At 73.3% G+C, this 13,949-nt stretch carries 16 protein-coding genes; 9 read left to right on the forward strand and 7 right to left on the reverse strand.

Annotation, left to right across the window (positions count from 1 at the left end; all coding sequences use genetic code 11):
• Positions 1-140: 140 nt before the first annotated feature.
• The gene (locus ACFVX6_RS11940; protein ID WP_389690340.1) at positions 141-1,319 is read left to right on the forward strand and encodes a hypothetical protein; all 1,179 of its coding nucleotides are present in this window, start codon (positions 141-143) and stop codon (positions 1,317-1,319) included.
• Positions 1,320-1,355: 36 nt separating this feature from the next.
• Here the strand turns inward: ACFVX6_RS11940 and ACFVX6_RS11945 are convergent, their stop codons facing one another.
• Positions 1,356-2,078: an HNH endonuclease family protein gene (locus tag ACFVX6_RS11945; protein ID WP_389690342.1), complete on the reverse strand. Its 723-nt coding sequence runs from the start codon at positions 2,076-2,078 to the stop codon at positions 1,356-1,358.
• Positions 2,079-2,266: 188 nt separating this feature from the next.
• On the reverse strand, positions 2,267-2,806 hold the full coding sequence (locus ACFVX6_RS11950; RefSeq protein ID WP_389690344.1) for a hypothetical protein: 540 nt from the start codon (positions 2,804-2,806) through the stop codon (positions 2,267-2,269).
• A gap of 101 nt (positions 2,807-2,907) precedes the next feature.
• On the opposite strand from ACFVX6_RS11950, the gene ACFVX6_RS11955 reads away from it, so the two are divergent.
• The 5 genes from ACFVX6_RS11955 (at position 2,908) to ACFVX6_RS11975 (ending at position 7,235) form a co-directional block, all read left to right on the forward strand.
• Positions 2,908-3,702, forward strand: coding sequence for a hypothetical protein (locus tag ACFVX6_RS11955; RefSeq protein WP_389690346.1), 795 nt, complete (start codon positions 2,908-2,910; stop codon positions 3,700-3,702).
• 125 nt (positions 3,703-3,827) lie between these two features.
• Positions 3,828-4,157: a hypothetical protein gene (locus ACFVX6_RS11960; RefSeq protein WP_389690348.1), complete on the forward strand. Its 330-nt coding sequence runs from the start codon at positions 3,828-3,830 to the stop codon at positions 4,155-4,157.
• Positions 4,158-4,261: 104 nt separating this feature from the next.
• Positions 4,262-5,623 (forward strand): FAD-dependent oxidoreductase, encoded by a 1,362-nt coding sequence (locus ACFVX6_RS11965; RefSeq protein ID WP_389690349.1) that lies wholly within the window; start codon positions 4,262-4,264, stop codon positions 5,621-5,623.
• Positions 5,624-5,872: 249 nt separating this feature from the next.
• Complete coding sequence (locus tag ACFVX6_RS11970) at positions 5,873-6,538, forward strand: molybdopterin-dependent oxidoreductase (protein ID WP_389690469.1); 666 nt, start codon at positions 5,873-5,875, stop codon at positions 6,536-6,538.
• Positions 6,522-7,235: a cytochrome b/b6 domain-containing protein gene (locus ACFVX6_RS11975; protein WP_389690351.1), complete on the forward strand. Its 714-nt coding sequence runs from the start codon at positions 6,522-6,524 to the stop codon at positions 7,233-7,235. Before ACFVX6_RS11970 ends, ACFVX6_RS11975 begins: the two co-directional genes overlap by 17 nt.
• Here the strand turns inward: ACFVX6_RS11975 and ACFVX6_RS11980 are convergent.
• A complete protein-coding gene (locus tag ACFVX6_RS11980) occupies positions 7,198-7,671 on the reverse strand; it encodes a MarR family winged helix-turn-helix transcriptional regulator (protein WP_389690353.1) in 474 nt (157 codons plus the stop codon). The two genes, ACFVX6_RS11975 and ACFVX6_RS11980, sit on opposite strands and share 38 nt — an antisense overlap.
• A 128-nt stretch (positions 7,672-7,799) precedes the next feature.
• Here ACFVX6_RS11980 and ACFVX6_RS11985 point away from each other — a divergent pair, with 128 nt between their 5' ends.
• Positions 7,800-8,210, forward strand: a complete 411-nt coding sequence (locus ACFVX6_RS11985; protein ID WP_250741571.1) for an organic hydroperoxide resistance protein — start codon at positions 7,800-7,802, stop codon at positions 8,208-8,210.
• A gap of 65 nt (positions 8,211-8,275) precedes the next feature.
• Here ACFVX6_RS11985 and alc read toward each other — a convergent pair whose 3' ends face one another.
• Positions 8,276-9,406: an allantoicase gene (gene alc / locus ACFVX6_RS11990; protein WP_389690355.1), complete on the reverse strand. Its 1,131-nt coding sequence runs from the start codon at positions 9,404-9,406 to the stop codon at positions 8,276-8,278.
• A 323-nt stretch (positions 9,407-9,729) separates the two neighbouring features.
• Between alc and ACFVX6_RS11995 the strand changes: the two genes are divergently transcribed.
• Positions 9,730-10,173, forward strand: coding sequence for a hypothetical protein (locus ACFVX6_RS11995; protein ID WP_389690357.1), 444 nt, complete (start codon positions 9,730-9,732; stop codon positions 10,171-10,173).
• 236 nt (positions 10,174-10,409) lie between these two features.
• Here ACFVX6_RS11995 and ACFVX6_RS12000 read toward each other — a convergent pair whose 3' ends face one another.
• Complete coding sequence (locus ACFVX6_RS12000; protein WP_389690359.1) at positions 10,410-11,174, reverse strand: dienelactone hydrolase family protein; 765 nt, start codon at positions 11,172-11,174, stop codon at positions 10,410-10,412.
• Positions 11,175-11,289: 115 nt separating this feature from the next.
• Between ACFVX6_RS12000 and ACFVX6_RS12005 the strand changes: the two genes are divergently transcribed.
• Entirely contained in the window at positions 11,290-12,483 is a 1,194-nt protein-coding gene (locus tag ACFVX6_RS12005; RefSeq protein WP_389690361.1) for a cytochrome P450, read from the forward strand.
• A gap of 20 nt (positions 12,484-12,503) precedes the next feature.
• Here the strand turns inward: ACFVX6_RS12005 and ACFVX6_RS12010 are convergent, their stop codons facing one another.
• Together ACFVX6_RS12010 and ACFVX6_RS12015 are read right to left on the reverse strand one after the other, a co-directional pair.
• Positions 12,504-13,262: a 2-phosphosulfolactate phosphatase gene (locus ACFVX6_RS12010; protein WP_389690363.1), complete on the reverse strand. Its 759-nt coding sequence runs from the start codon at positions 13,260-13,262 to the stop codon at positions 12,504-12,506.
• 45 nt (positions 13,263-13,307) lie between these two features.
• Positions 13,308-13,892: a YdeI family protein gene (locus tag ACFVX6_RS12015; RefSeq protein ID WP_389690365.1), complete on the reverse strand. Its 585-nt coding sequence runs from the start codon at positions 13,890-13,892 to the stop codon at positions 13,308-13,310.
• Positions 13,893-13,949: the final 57 nt, after the last annotated feature.

Consider the following 13,949-nt stretch of genomic DNA (forward strand, 5'->3'; position numbering starts at 1 on the left):
CGTCCCCGCATCGACCGATCGGCTGACCCCGCTGTCGGCCGCCGGGCCGAGCGGTCGGGCGGCCTCGCGAGGTGAGGATGGGTACGGGGGAGCGGGCGCACCACCGGGCCCCGCCCCCGGAACCGAAAGGGGCCACGCCCATGCCGCAGCACGCCCGCCCGCACCCGCGCCGCCGCGTACGGGGAACCCGTACCGCCGTCGCGGCCCTCGCCGGAGCACTGCTGCTGGGGGCCTGCTCCACCCCCGACGCGCCCCCGACCGCCGCCCCCGCGGCCTCCCCGCTGCCGACGGCCGCGACCACCCCGGGCGGCACCCTGCTGGTCGCCGACTTCGGGGCCGACACCGTCACCTTCGTCGACCCGGAGCGCGGGGCGGTCGGCTCGGTGCCGGTCGGCAGGGCCCCGTACGGCCTGGTGGTCGGCGCGGACGGCCGGGCCTGGGTGGCCACGGCCGAGGGGGTCGCCGTCGTGGACACGCGGACGCGGACCCGGCTGACCATGATCCCGTACCGCACCACCGGCACCGGGCCCGCGACCGGCGGCGAGTACCGGGGCGGCGGCATGGGCATCGCGCTCTCGCCCGACGGCGCGCATGCGTACGCCGGGGTCAACGTGCCCGGGACCACCGGCGTCCTGGAGGTCATCGACACGGCGAAGACCCAGGTCACGGCGGTGGTCCCGGTGGGCCGCCGACCCTTCGACGTGGACGTCTCGCGCGACGGCTCGGAGGTGTACGTCACCGGCCACGACTCCTTCGACGTCACCGTCGTGCCCGTCGGATCCTGCGGGGGAACCGGCGGAACCGGTGAAAGCGCGGCATCCGAGCCGCCGCGACGCATCGAGGTCGCCCCGTACGGGACGGAGGGCGGCCTCGGCTCCTGGCTGAAGCCGCACTACGCCGTCGTACGGCCGGCGGACGGGATGCTCCTGCTGCCCTTCGAGGGCGAGCGGCTCGCGGTGGTGGATCCGCGGACGGGCCGCACCACGGTGGAGGAGATGACCGCCGACACCCATCAGCACGGGGCCGCGATCACGGCGGACGGCAGGCTGCTGGTGGTCGGCACGGGGGCGGTGGAACCGGGCAAGGGCAAGGGGCCCTCCCTCACGGTCCGTTCCCCGGACGGCTCGGAGCGGGTGTACCCGCTGGACGGGCCGCACGAGGGCGTGGCCGTGTCCCGGGACGGGCGGACGGCCTACGTCACCGGGGGCTACACCCGGGACGGCTACTGGAACGGCATCACGGTCGTGGACCTCGACACCGGGAGCAGCCGCCGGCTCGCGGCGGGATCGCGCCCCCTGGGCATCGCCGTCCTGGGGTGAACCGTCTGGGGGCGAACGGTCTCGGGGTGAGCCGCGTCAGGCCGCGCAGGTGTCCAGCATGGTGGAGAGCATCTTCTTCTCGGGCTCGGTGACGGTCAGCCCGTACGTGGACTTGACCGTCGTCCAGGCCCGCCCGTACTGACACCAGGCCGTCTTCGACGGCGGCTGCCACAGGTCGGGACTCTGGTCGCCCTTCGAACGGTTCGACGAGGCGGTCACCGCCAGCAGTTGAGGGCGCGTCAGATCGTTCGCGAAGGCCTTGCGCTTCGCTGCGTCCCAGCCGGCCGCGCCGGAGCGCCATCCCTCGGCGAGGGGCACCATGTGGTCGATGTCGATCTTCGAGGCCTCGGTGACCACCACATCGTCGTACAGGCTCTTCCACGTGCCGGACACGGCCTTGCACTGGGAGTCCCGGGTGACGTTCGCACCGTCCCGCTGGAGGATCACCTCGCGGGTGTCGCACTTGTCGCCCTGCTCCGCCCAGTGCGTGAACTTGTCCCGGCTGTAGCCCGACATGGTTCCCGGCGGAGCCACCTTCAGCGCGGCCAGCTGCGTACGGGCCACGGAGACGCCGACCATGCCGGGGAGCACGTCGCCGGAGGGGGGCTTCCCGTCGGCGGGAGCGGCGGAGGTGGCGGGCGCGGAGCCGCCCGGCTTCGGATCGTCGCCGGGATCCGCCCCGGATCCGCTCCCCGCTCCGGAACATCCGGCGGCTGCCAGCAGCAGCACGGCCGCCAGTACCGCACCGGGCACACGCATCTGACGCCCCATGACCCCACCCCGAAACCCGCCGCACACTGTGTCGCGGGAAGCCTACCCATGCCGGACGGCGCTCGAAGCCAGACCCCGTTGGTCCGGCGGGCGGCGAACGCTCCCCGGGCGTACGCCGGGTGGCGGGCGGGGCGGCCGCCGCCCGGCTCGGGCGCAGGGCCCGCAACTGCCCGGGCTCAGCCGCCGTGGGCGTGCAGCCACGCCTCCAGAACGGCGAAGTCGCCGTCGCCGAGGCCGACCCGGGGGTCGACGCGGTGGAGGAGGGCCGGGCCGGGGTGGTGGGCGGACACCCAACGGCGGTCCGCGTCGCCGATCTCGTCGTCGACCCATGCGAACGCCCGGCCCGCGGCCCACGCGACGAGGCCGGCGGTCTTCCAGTGGACGCCGCTCCGGAAGTCCTCGGCGGAGGGCTCGGGCCAGTCCGCCACCGGCAGGTCCGGCAGCCCGAGCCGAGGGGCGACGCAGGCGTTGGCGTCGTCCATCCAGGTCGTGGCCCAGACGAGCTCGCACGGCAGACCGGCGAGCCGCGGCCCGAGTGCGGGATCGAGCCGGGAGAGGAGGGGGTGCCCGTCGGCTCCGGTCGGCGCGCCGGGGTACTCGTAGACCGGGTAGCCGTGCGCGGACCCGAACGGGATGAGGGGTCCGTCCACGTCGAGGAAGAGGACGGGCCGCGCCTCAAGGGGGACCGGGACCGGGGGAGTCGGGGGGTTCGTCATGCGGCACAGCGATACCACGCCCCCGCCCTGCGGGAACGGCGGCCCGGGAGGCAACCGCGCCCCACGCGGAGCCCTCTACACGGGCAGAAGGGGGAGATGACATGACGACGACTGCGGTATCCCGGACCGGGCGGACGGCCGCCCTGGCCGCGCTGGCGGTACTCCTGTGCGCCGGACTCGCGGCCTGCGGCACCGTACGGGCGGGGGAGGCGGCCGGGCCCGCCGCTCCCGTGGCGGCGTCCGGTGCGGAGCGCTGCGATCTGGACGGGACGACGGGTACGGATGCCGGCGCGGGCGGGACCACCGCCGCGCCCGACGTCCCGACGGAGGAGCAGACGGGCGGATACGCGGGCCCGCCGACGGAGGAGGAGACGGGTGGATACGCCGGCCCCCCGACCGATGAGGAGACGGGAGGATACGCCGGCCCGCCCACGGACGAGGAGACCGGGGGTCAGGCCGGTCCTCCGACCGATCAGGAGACGGGCGGCCCTGCCGACCCGCCCACCGATCAGGACACGGGCGCGCCCGACCCGCCCACGGACGGCACCTCCGGACCCGGCGCCGCCACCAATGGCGCGGGTCCCTGCGGCGCGGCCGGGTGGTTCGACATGAGGCGGGACTTCGTCGCCTATTACGCGGAGCACCGCACCGACGAGGACACGTTCATCTCGGCGGACGGCATCGGCGAGGTCCGCGTCCGCAAGGTGCGCGGGAGGGGCCTCGCGGAGGTGGCCTTCACCACCCGCTCGGTGGGCAAGGGCCGTGGCGACGACGCCCGCAGGGTGGTACGGGTCTTCGCGGCTTGGCGGCACGAGGTGTACGGGGGCACCGATGCGGGCACCGTCACGGTTCGTACGCGGGAGGAGTTCCCCGTGACCGTCACCGAGACCTGGTGACCCCGGGCCGACTCCGCCCGGAACGCCCGCCCACAACGATCCCCGCCATCCCCACGATCCCCGCCATCCCCACGATCCCCACGATCCCCACGATTCCCGAAACAGGAAGCAGAGGCAGAACCGCCGTGACCGACGACGCCGCCAACGAACCGCACGTCCCCTCCGACGCGGAGCGCGCGGCCCGCGCCCGGGTGCGGGAGCAGGCCACCGGCCTGACCCACCACCAGGCCGAGGAGGCGCTCGAAGCCGGCGAGGCCGCCGCCGTGGAGGCCGCGGGCGACCTGGAGAGCGCCGACGCCCCCACCCGCGCCGCCGTCGCGGAATGGCGGCGCATCACGGAGCTGCTCTTCGACCATGGTGGTCCGTACTCTCCGGATACGGACGCTTTCGTCCAGGGGCAGCTCACGGCCCGCGAGGCCCACGCCCACTCCAACCAAGTCTTGGGGAAGCCATAAGGTTGGGTTATAGGGGCATAACCAGGGGGTGGGTGCCGGGTTAGGCTGCCCTTAGCTTAGGGTTCCCTTGATCGAGTCTTTCGTCGTTCGAAGGGAACCCAGCCATGCCTCGCCCCCTGCGGGTAGCAATCGTCGGTGCCGGCCCCGCCGGCATCTACGCCGCCGACGCCCTGCTGAAGTCCGAGGCGGCCGCCGAGCCGGGTGTGTCCATCGACATCTTCGAACGGATGCCGGCCCCCTTCGGTCTGATCCGCTACGGCGTCGCTCCCGACCACCCCCGCATCAAGGGCATCATCACCGCCCTGCACCAGGTGCTCGACAAGCCGCAGGTCCGCCTCTTCGGCAACGTCGACTACCCGAACGACATCAGCCTCGACGAGCTGCGCTCCTTCTACGACGCCGTGATCTTCTCCACCGGCGCCACCGCGGACCGCGCGCTCACCATCCCCGGTGTCGACCTCGACGGCTCCTACGGCGCCGCCGACTTCGTCTCCTGGTACGACGGCCACCCCGACGTGCCGCGCACCTGGCCGCTGGAGGCCGAGAAGGTCGCTGTCCTCGGCGTCGGCAACGTCGCCCTCGACGTGGCCCGGATCCTCGCCAAGACCGCCGACGAGCTGCTGCCGACCGAGATCCCGGCGAACGTCTACGACGGCCTCAAGGCCAACAAGGCCCTCGAGGTCCACGTCTTCGGCCGTCGCGGCCCCGCGCAGGCCAAGTTCAGCCCGATGGAGCTGCGCGAGCTGGACCACTCGCCGAACATCGAGGTCATCGTCAACCCCGAGGACATCGACTACGACGAGGGTTCGATCACCACCCGCCGCTCCAACAAGCAGGCGGACATGGTCGCCAAGACCCTGGAGAACTGGGCGATCCGCGACATAGGCGAGCGCCCGCACAAGCTCTTCCTGCACTTCTTCGAGTCGCCCACCGAGGTCCTCGGCGAGGACGGCAAGGTCGTGGGCCTGCGCACCGAGCGCACCGAGCTCGACGGCACCGGCAACGTCAAGGGCACCGGCACGTTCACCGACTGGGGCGTCCAGTCCGTCTACCGGGCCGTCGGCTACCTCTCCGACGAACTGCCCAAGCTGCCCTGGGACGTCGACTCCGGCACGGTTCCGGACGAGGCCGGCCGCGTCATCGAAGCCGGCGCGCACCTCGCGTCCACGTACGTCACCGGCTGGATCCGCCGCGGCCCCATCGGCCTGATCGGCCACACCAAGGGCGACGCGAACGAGACGGTCGCCAGCCTGCTCGCCGACCACGCGGCCGGCAACCTGCTGACGCCCGCCGCTCCCGAGCCGGAGGCGGTCGAGACCTTCCTCGCGCAGAGGGAGGTCCGCTTCACGACGTGGGAGGGCTGGTACAAGCTCGACGCCGCCGAGAAGGCGCTGGGCGAGCCGCAGGGCCGCGAGCGCGTGAAGCTCGTGGAGCGCGAGGACATGCTCAAGGCGAGCGGGGCGTAGTCGGGTCCCCGTGGTCCGGCCGGTCCCGCCCCGCGCGGGCCCGGCCGGACGGCCGTGCGGGCCCCTGTGCGCGTGAGCGCGCCTTACGGAAGTCTGACGGGCGGGCGCGGACCCTGGCCGCCGGGGTGCCGAGGGTGGTCGAATCGCCACGTGAGCACAGACCAGCAACCAGGCCCGGACCTCGGCCCCGACCCCGTTCCCGACCCCGACGGCCGCGGTGCCCCCGTGGGCCGGCGGCTGGTCCTCGGCATGGTGGGGCTCGGCGCCCTCGGTCTGGCCCTCGCGCCGAAGCTCCAGTCGGGGTTCGACGCCGTACTGGGGGCGGCCGCGAGCAAGGACCCCACCGGGCTCACCGGACTGCTGCCGGGAGGCGGCGGGTTCCGGTACTACTCGGTCGCCTCCTCGGTTCCCGAACGCGGTCCGGCCGCCTACCGGCTGACCGTCGACGGCCTGGTCGAGCGCCCGGCCACGTACACCCTCGACGCATTGCGTGCCCTGCCGCAGACCCGGATCGTCCGCGACGTCCAGTGCGTGACGGGCTGGCGGGTCCCCGAGACCCCCTTCGAGGGCGTCCCGCTCTTCCGGCTGCTGGACGCCGTCGGGGTCCGCCCCGAGGCCCGCGCGATCCGGTTCACCTGCTTCGACGGCACCTACACCGAGAGCCTCACGCTCCCGCAGGCCCGCCGCGAGGACGTCATGGTCGCCCTGAACATGCAGGACAAGCCGCTGAGCCACGCCCACGGCGGCCCGGTCCGCCTCTACGCGGCTCCCATGTACTTCTACAAGTCGGCGAAATGGCTGTCGGGCATCACGCTCACCCCCGACGTCCAGCCCGGCTACTGGGAGGAACTCGGCTACGACATCGACGCCTGGGTCGGCAAGTCGAACGGACGCGACGATGCCCCGACCGTCTGAACTCGAGCACCCCGCCCGCGTGGGCCGCTTCAGCTCCGCCGAACGGCTGGTCCACCTGGCCATCGCCACCCTGACCGGGGTGTGCCTGGCGAGCGCGGCCTGCCTCTACCTGCCGCCCCTCGCCGAACTCGTCGGCCGCCGCCACCTCGTGGTCACCGTCCACGAGTGGTCCGGACTGCTGATCCCGGCCCCCGTCCTGCTGGGGTTCGGCTCCCGGTCCTTCCGCGGGGACCTGCGCAGGCTGAACCGCTTCGGCCCGCACGACCGCACCTGGCTGCGCTCCGCCCTGCACCGCGACCACCGGCCGGGCGCGCGCCCGGCGGGCAAGTTCAACGCCGGGCAGAAGCTCTACGCGAGCTGGAGCGCCGGGGCCGCCCTCGTGATGCTCGGCACCGGTCTGCTGATGTGGTTCACCGGGCTGACCCCGCTGCCCTGGCGGACCGGGGCCACCTTCGTGCACGACTGGCTGGCCCTCGCGATGACCGTGGCCGTCATGGGCCACGTCATGATGGCCGTCGGCGATCCGGAGGCCCGGCGCGGTATGCGCACGGGCTCGGTGGCCGCCGACTGGGCACGCCGCGAGCACCCCCTGTGGCGCCCGCAGGGATCCTCCGCCGCGCGGGCCGTACGTCCTGCTCCGGCTACTCCGGCTACTCCGGCTACTCCGGCGGAACCGCCGCGTCCAGGGCGGCGGTGAGCCGCCGCAGGCGGTCCTGCAGGTCCTTGACCTCGGAGAGTTCGAAGCCGGTCGCGGCCGCGATGCGCCGGGGCACCTCGACGGCTCGCACGCGCAGGGCCGTACCGGCTTCGGTGGGGCGCACGTGCACGGACCGTTCGTCGGCGGCGCTGCGCTCGCGCACGATCAGGCCGGCCGCCTCCAGTCGCTTGAGGAGGGGGGAGAGCGTGCCCGAGTCGAGCCGCAGGTGCTGTCCGAGCTGTTTGACCGGCAGCTCGCCGTGCTCCCACAGCACCAGCATCACCAGGTACTGGGGGTAGGTGAGCCCGAGGTCCTTCAGGACGACCCGGTAGAGCCCGCCGAAGGCGCGGTTCGCCGCGCCGAGCGCGAAGCAGATCTGGCCGTCGAGGCGCAGGAAGTCCTGATCGGGGAGGGCGTCGGTCGATTGCTCGGTCATGGGGGCAAGTGTACCCGGGGGTGCCGCGTCGACAACTTAATTGTGCACAACTGAATTGTGTGCCATATTGATGGAGCGAGGTCGCCGGTCGGCGGCCCCGCCTCCGCCCCTTGAGAGGAACCCCCGAGATGGACGCGATCTACACCGCTGTCGCCACCGCCAACGGCCGCGAAGGCCGCGCCGTCAGCTCCGACGGCCAGATCGACCTGGCGCTGGCCATGCCGCCGGCCCTCGGTGGCAGCGGCCTGGGCACCAACCCCGAGCAGCTCTTCGCGGCCGGGTACGCCGCCTGCTTCGCCAGCGCCCTCGGGCTGGTCGGCCGTCAGGCCAAGGTCGACACCAGTGAGATCTCGGTGACCTCGGAGGTCTCCATCGGCAAGGACGGCGCGGGCTTCGGGCTGGCCGTCGTCCTGCGCGTGGAACTCCCCGAGGCCCTGATGGGCGAGACCGGCACCCTGCTGGTCAAGCAGGCGCACGAGGTCTGCCCCTACTCCCGGGCCACGCGCGGCAACATCCCCGTCGAGCTCGTCGTCGAGTAGTCGAGCAGTCCGGTCCTCCAGGGCGGCGGCTCCAGGCGTGATGCCGGAGCCGCCGCCCTTTCCCGTCAGCGCTCCGTCCTCGGCGTCCCCGCCGCCCCCGCCGCGCGGGCGGTGAGGGCGGCGGCTCCGGCGTCGGTGAGGCGGCCGTGCAGGCGCAGGCGGGCGAATCCGCCGTCCGGGTAGACGTCGATGCGGGCGTGCGTGGCCGGGACCGGCGCGGCGAGCGGCAGCCGGTGCGGGCTGTCGGGCTCCAGCAGGGTGCGCGGGAGGACCTGCGCCCATGCGCCGTCCACACCGTCCTTGACGGACAGCGACACCCAGCCGGCCGCGTTGCCCTTCAAGTTCGCGGTGTCCACCTCCACCGCACGGATCTCGCACTGCCCGGCCAGCCGGTACGCGATCCAGTCGTTGCCCTTGTCGCGGCGCCGGCGCGTCTCCCAGCCGTCGTCCTGCTTCTGCGACAGCCCCGGCATGATCGTGTTCCCGGGGGAGGAGTAGAAGCCGTCCGAGGCCTCCTCCACGACCCCGCCGTTGACCACGCAGGCCACGTCCACCGTGCCGAGCAGGGCCAGCCATTCGGGGTCGGGCAGCACCTCGCCGTGGACCCGCAGGCGCGCGATGCCCCCGTCGGGGTGCTGGTTGATCCGCAGGTGCGTCCAGCGGCGCCCGGACCCGACCGCGAACCCGTTCGCGGCGTGGCCGCGCACCGGCGTGCGGGGGATGATCTCCTCCCAGGCGTCCGTCCGTTCGAGGAGTTCGGCAGCCGAGGGCGTTCCTTCGAAGGCGGCCGCCCACACGCTGACCTGCTGAGGGTGGTTGCCTCGGAAGTGCGCGGTGTCGACGACGATCCCGCGGATGATGCCGGGGGAGCCGAGACGGATCAGCGCCCAGTCGTGATCGGAGCCCGTCGGGAACGGCTCGTCGGCGCCCGCCCCGCGCCGGCGCCGGGTCTCCCAACCGTCCATCACCTTCCCCTTGTTGCCGTAGTCGTGCACGTCGAAGACGGCCGGAGTGCGCAGCAGGAGGTTCTCCCGCTCGGCGAAGAACTCGTCGTTGGCGGCGATGACCCCCGCACCGAGCCGCCGGTCGGCGAGGTCGGTCAGGTGGGAGAAGTCGAAGGTGCCGCCCCGGTAGTCGGCGTACGGGTCGCCCGACACGTAGGGCGCGGCGGTGAAGTCGGTGGTGGAGAGCTGCATGCGCGGAAGCCTCTTTCCGTTGTGGAGAAAGGGAGTTGGGGCTTGGGGGGATGCCTCGACTCTCACCCACCGGGATTGCTCAGGTCCATCGATTGTTTTCGATGATTCCTTTCAGTAGAACTGAAGGGTGCAGGCGGCCAGGCCGTCGAGATCACCCGGGGAGGCGTCGGCAGCTCCGGCACCTCCCGGCACGGCGAGTACGCCCGGCCCGGCGGTTCGGCCACGGCACCGGAGGCGGCGGGGCGCACGGGGGTGGCGGCTCCGGCGGCGGCGCCGGCAACGGCGGCCCCCTGCTGCGCGGCGGCAACGGCGGCGGGCCCGCCGTGGAGAACGGCGGCCAGGGCGAGGGTCCCGAGGGATCCGGCGCCGGCGGCACCCAGACCCAGCACGGCACCGGCGCCCACACCAACCCGATCGGCGCAGGGGGAGGCAACGCGAGCGACATCGACCAGCACCCCGGCCTGCCCAGCCCAGGCTCCGGTGGCACCGGTGGCACCGGTGGCAACGGCGGTCGCGGTGGCAACGGCGGCGGAGGCGGTGGCGGCGGCCTGCACGGCGGCGGCGGCAACCCCGGCAACCTCTACGGAGCGGGCGGCGGTGGCGGCAGCGGCTACGCGGCCCCGGCCGAGGCCGGTGTCTCCGAGGCCTCCCTGGAGTCGGGCGTCCAGCACGGAGACGGCGAGGCCGTCATCTCCTTCCGCTACGGGACGTCGACCACCCTCACCACGGACACCGCCACCCCGCTGTTCGGGCACGCCTCGCCCTGACCGCGACCGTGACGGGCTCCGAGAACCCGGCCGCCGCCCCGGGCGGCAGCGTCACCGGTCCGTTCTCCGCCGACGGGGCGCTCGCCGTGTCCCTCTCGGATCCACGCTGACCGGCCCGGTCGGCGTACGGAACACCGGCGGTTCCGTGGTGATCGGCTCCGACGCGGACGCGGGGGCGGCCCGGACTGCGCCGGCAACGCGATCAACGGTCCGGTCACCCTGGAAGCCGACACCGCTCAGAACGTTCGGTCCAGCAGCGCGAACAGCGCGGACCAGTGCCGCTCGTCCGAGGCCGCGTCGTAGGAACTCGTGTCGGCCAGGGTGTAGCCGTGCGCCGCGCCCCCGTACACCTCGGCCCGGTGGCGGACGCCCGCTGCCGAGAGGGCCTTGCCCAGCCGGTCGATCTGCTCGGCCGGCAGCGTCGGGTCCTGGTCCGCGTGGCCGAAGTACAACTCGGCGGTGACCCGGTGCGCCACCAGGTGCGGACTGTCCGCCGCGTCCGTGGCCAGGAACCCTCCGTGGAAACCGGCTGCGGCCGCCACCCGTTCCGGGTACGTCCCCGCCGTGAGCAGGGCCAGCCGGGCGCCCAGGCAGTACCCCGTGATCGCCACCGGCCCGGTGGCGACGTCCGGAAGGCCCGCGAGCCGCTCCAGATAGGCCTCGGCGTCGCGCATCGCCAGCTCGGTCGTCAGTGACTCGAGGACCGGGCCGATCCGTTCGAAGAGCTCGGGCTGCCGGCCGAAGTCCACGAACTCCGGAAGCTCGAACACCGGTGCGCGCCCGTGGCGGTAGAAGAGGTTGGGCATCAGCACGACGTAGCCGGCCGCCGCGATCCGGTCCGCCACCGACTTGATGTGCGGACGGATCCCGAGGGCGTTCACGTACAGCAGCACCCCGGGGTACGGGCCTTCGCCGTCGGGCCGGGCCAGATAGGCATCGGCGGTGCCGTCCCGAGTGACGACCTCCAGCGTCGTCCGGACTACCTCGCATGCGGTCGTCATGGCCGTCCCCCTCTTTCGTATGGCGAAGGCCGCAGACTACCGTGATCGGGCTCTTGCCCCGGAGTGTCCGGAAACCGCCCTCACCGGGCTCCAACAGGGGGCGTACCGTGGTCCGATGCCAGTAGTGGACATCAGTGCCAGCGCGGAAGAGTTCGATGCCGACCCCTATGCGTTCTACGAGAGGATGCGTGCGGCGGGGCCCGTCCACCGGATCATCCTCGCCGCCGACGAGGTCGAGCCGAGCTGGATGATCGTCGGGCACGAGGAAGCGCGCCGCGCCCTCAACCACCCGGCTCTGTCCAAGGACTGGCGCACCTCGGGCAACTTCCCGGACGCCCAGCTCAACGCCGTGAACTCCAACATGCTGGAATCCGACCCGCCGCACCACACCCGGCTGAGGCGCCTGGTCTCGCGGGAGTTCACCGCGCGCCGGATGGAAAGCATGCGGGCCCGCGTCCAGCAGATCACCGACGAGCTGCTCGACGCGATGGCCGCCGTGCCGGAGCGCGGCGGCGACCTGATCGAAACGCTGGCCTTCCCGCTCCCGATGACCGTCATCTGCGAGCTCCTCGGCGTCCCCGACCTGGACCGGGCCAGGTTCCGGTACTGGTCCAACGAGATCGTCGCCCCCACCTCGACCACCTCGAACGGCACCGCGCACCGTGAGCTCGGGATCTACCTCGCGGAGCTCATCGAAGCCAAGTCCAAGGAGCCGGGCGAGGACCTGCTCAGTGCGCTGATCCGGACCAGCGACGAGGACGGCGACTCCCTGTCCTCCGACGAGGTCATCGGGATGGCCTTCCTGCTGCTGGTCGCGGGCCACGAGACCACGGTGAACCTCATCTCCAACGGCGTACGGGCCCTGCTCGCTCACCCCGACCAACTCGCGGCACTGCGCGGTGATTTGGATGGGCTGATCGACGGGGCGGTCGAGGAGATGCTCCGCTACGACGGCCCCGTGCAGCACACCACGTACCGCTACGCCCGCGAACCCCTCGACGTGGGCGGCACCACCATCCCGGCCGGAGCCACGGTGTTCGTCTCCCTGGGCGGCGCCGACCGCGACCCCGCCCGCTTCGCGGACCCCGGGGTGTTCGACATCAGCCGCGCCCCGCAGGGCCACCTGGCCTTCGGCCACGGACTCCACTTCTGCATCGGCGCCCCGCTGGCGCGCATGGAGGGCCGCATCGCCGTCCGCTCCCTGCTCGAACGCTTCCCCGACCTGGCTGAGGACCCGGCGGCCGGCCCGCCGGCCTGGCTGCCGGGCAGCCTGATGCACGGAGTGAGCCGCCTGCCGCTGCGCTGGTAGCCCCGGCGGCCCGGCCCGGGTCAGTGGGCCGTGAACGCCCCGCCGTCGAGGACCGGAACGGTCTCGCAGACGTCCAGCTCGGTCGCGATGTCCACGTCCCGGGCGAACCCGCCGCTCGCGAGCTCCCGGCCGGACGCACTGCCGACCACCGCGGCGATCACGTCCGAGGTCGCCTCGAAGCAGTCGGCCGCGGCGGCCGCTTCGGGCGACAACGGCCCGCGGCGGTACTCGCGCAGCGCCGCGAGGACGGCTCCGGCCCCGAGCAGGTCCTCCAGCCCGGGACGCAGGCTGCCGTCCGGCCACCGCTCGCCCGAGGCGATGACGGCGACCGGCCGGTCGGTGGTCCCGTACCCCTGAAGGGCCAGCCTGCGGCCCACCGCCCTCGCGTTGCGCAGACACCCCGCGACCACCGTCGCCCCGGCGGCAGCGGCAGCCGCGGCGATGGCGGACCCGTTGGGGGAGGGCAGGACCAGGCGCGGGACGAAGGGGGCCTCCCGCAGCGCCGCCGGTGACAGCGACCACGGCGAAGCCGGTGTGGCCGCCCGCCGCCCGACGGCGAGTCGCGCGCCCTTCTCCTCGGCGAACTCCGACGCGGACTCGTCGCGCCAGGCATGCGGAAACACCCGCGTCCCGCGCTCCACCGCCACCGTCACCGAGGTCGTGAACGACAACACGTCGACGACCACCAGACAAGCGACCTCCCCCGCGATCCGCTGCGCGCCCACGGGCCCCCAGTCGAACCGCGCCCCGCTGCCGGCCTGCAGAAACCATTCGTCCATGGACGAGACCATGCCACGCCCGGCCGCGTTCCCGGACCGCTCGGGTCAGTCGGAGGCGCCCCGCGCCAGGAGGCGTACGGCCTGCTCCAGGCGGGCCCGCCGGGTCTCCGGGGTGAGGGCCTGGAGGAGGGGCAGGACGACGAGGTAGCGCCCGGTCCGGTCCAGGGCCTCGAAGGCCGCCCGGGCCGCGGGGCTCTTCGCCAGGGCTGCCGTGACGTCCGGCGGCACCTCCGCCGTCCGCTGGGAGGCGTAGGCGCCCGCCCACCGGCCGTCCTCCTGCGCCTTGCGCACCTCGGCGAGGCCCGGTTCGCGCATCCGGCCCAGGGCCGTCAGTTCGGTCACCTTGTCGACATTGACCTGCGACCACAGGCTCCGGGGCCTGCGGGGAACGTACTTCTGGAGGTAGTGCCGCTCGTCCAGGGACCGGCGCTGTCCGGAGATCCAGCCGTAGCACAGCCCGATGTCGACCAGCTCGTCCGAGGAGACCGAAGGGATCCCGGACGCCTTCTTCGCCAGCCTGACCCACACGCCCTCGTGCCGGGTGTGGTGTCCGGCCAGCCAGTCCTCGAAGGCCCCGGCATCGGCGAACGCGATGACCTCCACGCCGTCCAGCTCGTCCCGCTCGTCCATGCGGGCCAGATTAGGGCCTGTCGTCAAACTCCCGTCGTCGCCCGAAGGGCGGCCGGG

This window comes from Streptomyces sp. NPDC058289, assembly GCF_042880975.1.
GTDB lineage: Bacteria > Actinomycetota > Actinomycetes > Streptomycetales > Streptomycetaceae > Streptomyces > Streptomyces stoeckheimensis.

Excerpts from the sequence above, each read along its gene's own strand:
- ACFVX6_RS11940 (WP_389690340.1), top strand. The coding sequence starts at position 141 with ATGCCGCAGCACGCCCGCCCGCACCCGCGCCGCCGCGTACGGGGAACC.
- ACFVX6_RS11945 (WP_389690342.1), bottom strand. The coding sequence starts at position 2,078 with ATGCGTGTGCCCGGTGCGGTACTGGCGGCCGTGCTGCTGCTGGCAGCC.
- ACFVX6_RS11950 (WP_389690344.1), bottom strand. The coding sequence starts at position 2,806 with ATGACGAACCCCCCGACTCCCCCGGTCCCGGTCCCCCTTGAGGCGCGG.
- ACFVX6_RS11955 (WP_389690346.1), top strand. The coding sequence starts at position 2,908 with ATGACGACGACTGCGGTATCCCGGACCGGGCGGACGGCCGCCCTGGCC.
- ACFVX6_RS11965 (WP_389690349.1), top strand. The coding sequence starts at position 4,262 with ATGCCTCGCCCCCTGCGGGTAGCAATCGTCGGTGCCGGCCCCGCCGGC.
- ACFVX6_RS11970 (WP_389690469.1), top strand. The coding sequence starts at position 5,873 with ATGGTGGGGCTCGGCGCCCTCGGTCTGGCCCTCGCGCCGAAGCTCCAG.
- ACFVX6_RS11975 (WP_389690351.1), top strand. The coding sequence starts at position 6,522 with ATGCCCCGACCGTCTGAACTCGAGCACCCCGCCCGCGTGGGCCGCTTC.
- ACFVX6_RS11980 (WP_389690353.1), bottom strand. The coding sequence starts at position 7,671 with ATGACCGAGCAATCGACCGACGCCCTCCCCGATCAGGACTTCCTGCGC.
- ACFVX6_RS11985 (WP_250741571.1), top strand. The coding sequence starts at position 7,800 with ATGGACGCGATCTACACCGCTGTCGCCACCGCCAACGGCCGCGAAGGC.
- alc (WP_389690355.1), bottom strand. The coding sequence starts at position 9,406 with ATGCAGCTCTCCACCACCGACTTCACCGCCGCGCCCTACGTGTCGGGC.
- ACFVX6_RS12000 (WP_389690359.1), bottom strand. The coding sequence starts at position 11,174 with ATGACGACCGCATGCGAGGTAGTCCGGACGACGCTGGAGGTCGTCACT.
- ACFVX6_RS12005 (WP_389690361.1), top strand. The coding sequence starts at position 11,290 with ATGCCAGTAGTGGACATCAGTGCCAGCGCGGAAGAGTTCGATGCCGAC.
- ACFVX6_RS12010 (WP_389690363.1), bottom strand. The coding sequence starts at position 13,262 with ATGGACGAATGGTTTCTGCAGGCCGGCAGCGGGGCGCGGTTCGACTGG.
- ACFVX6_RS12015 (WP_389690365.1), bottom strand. The coding sequence starts at position 13,892 with ATGGACGAGCGGGACGAGCTGGACGGCGTGGAGGTCATCGCGTTCGCC.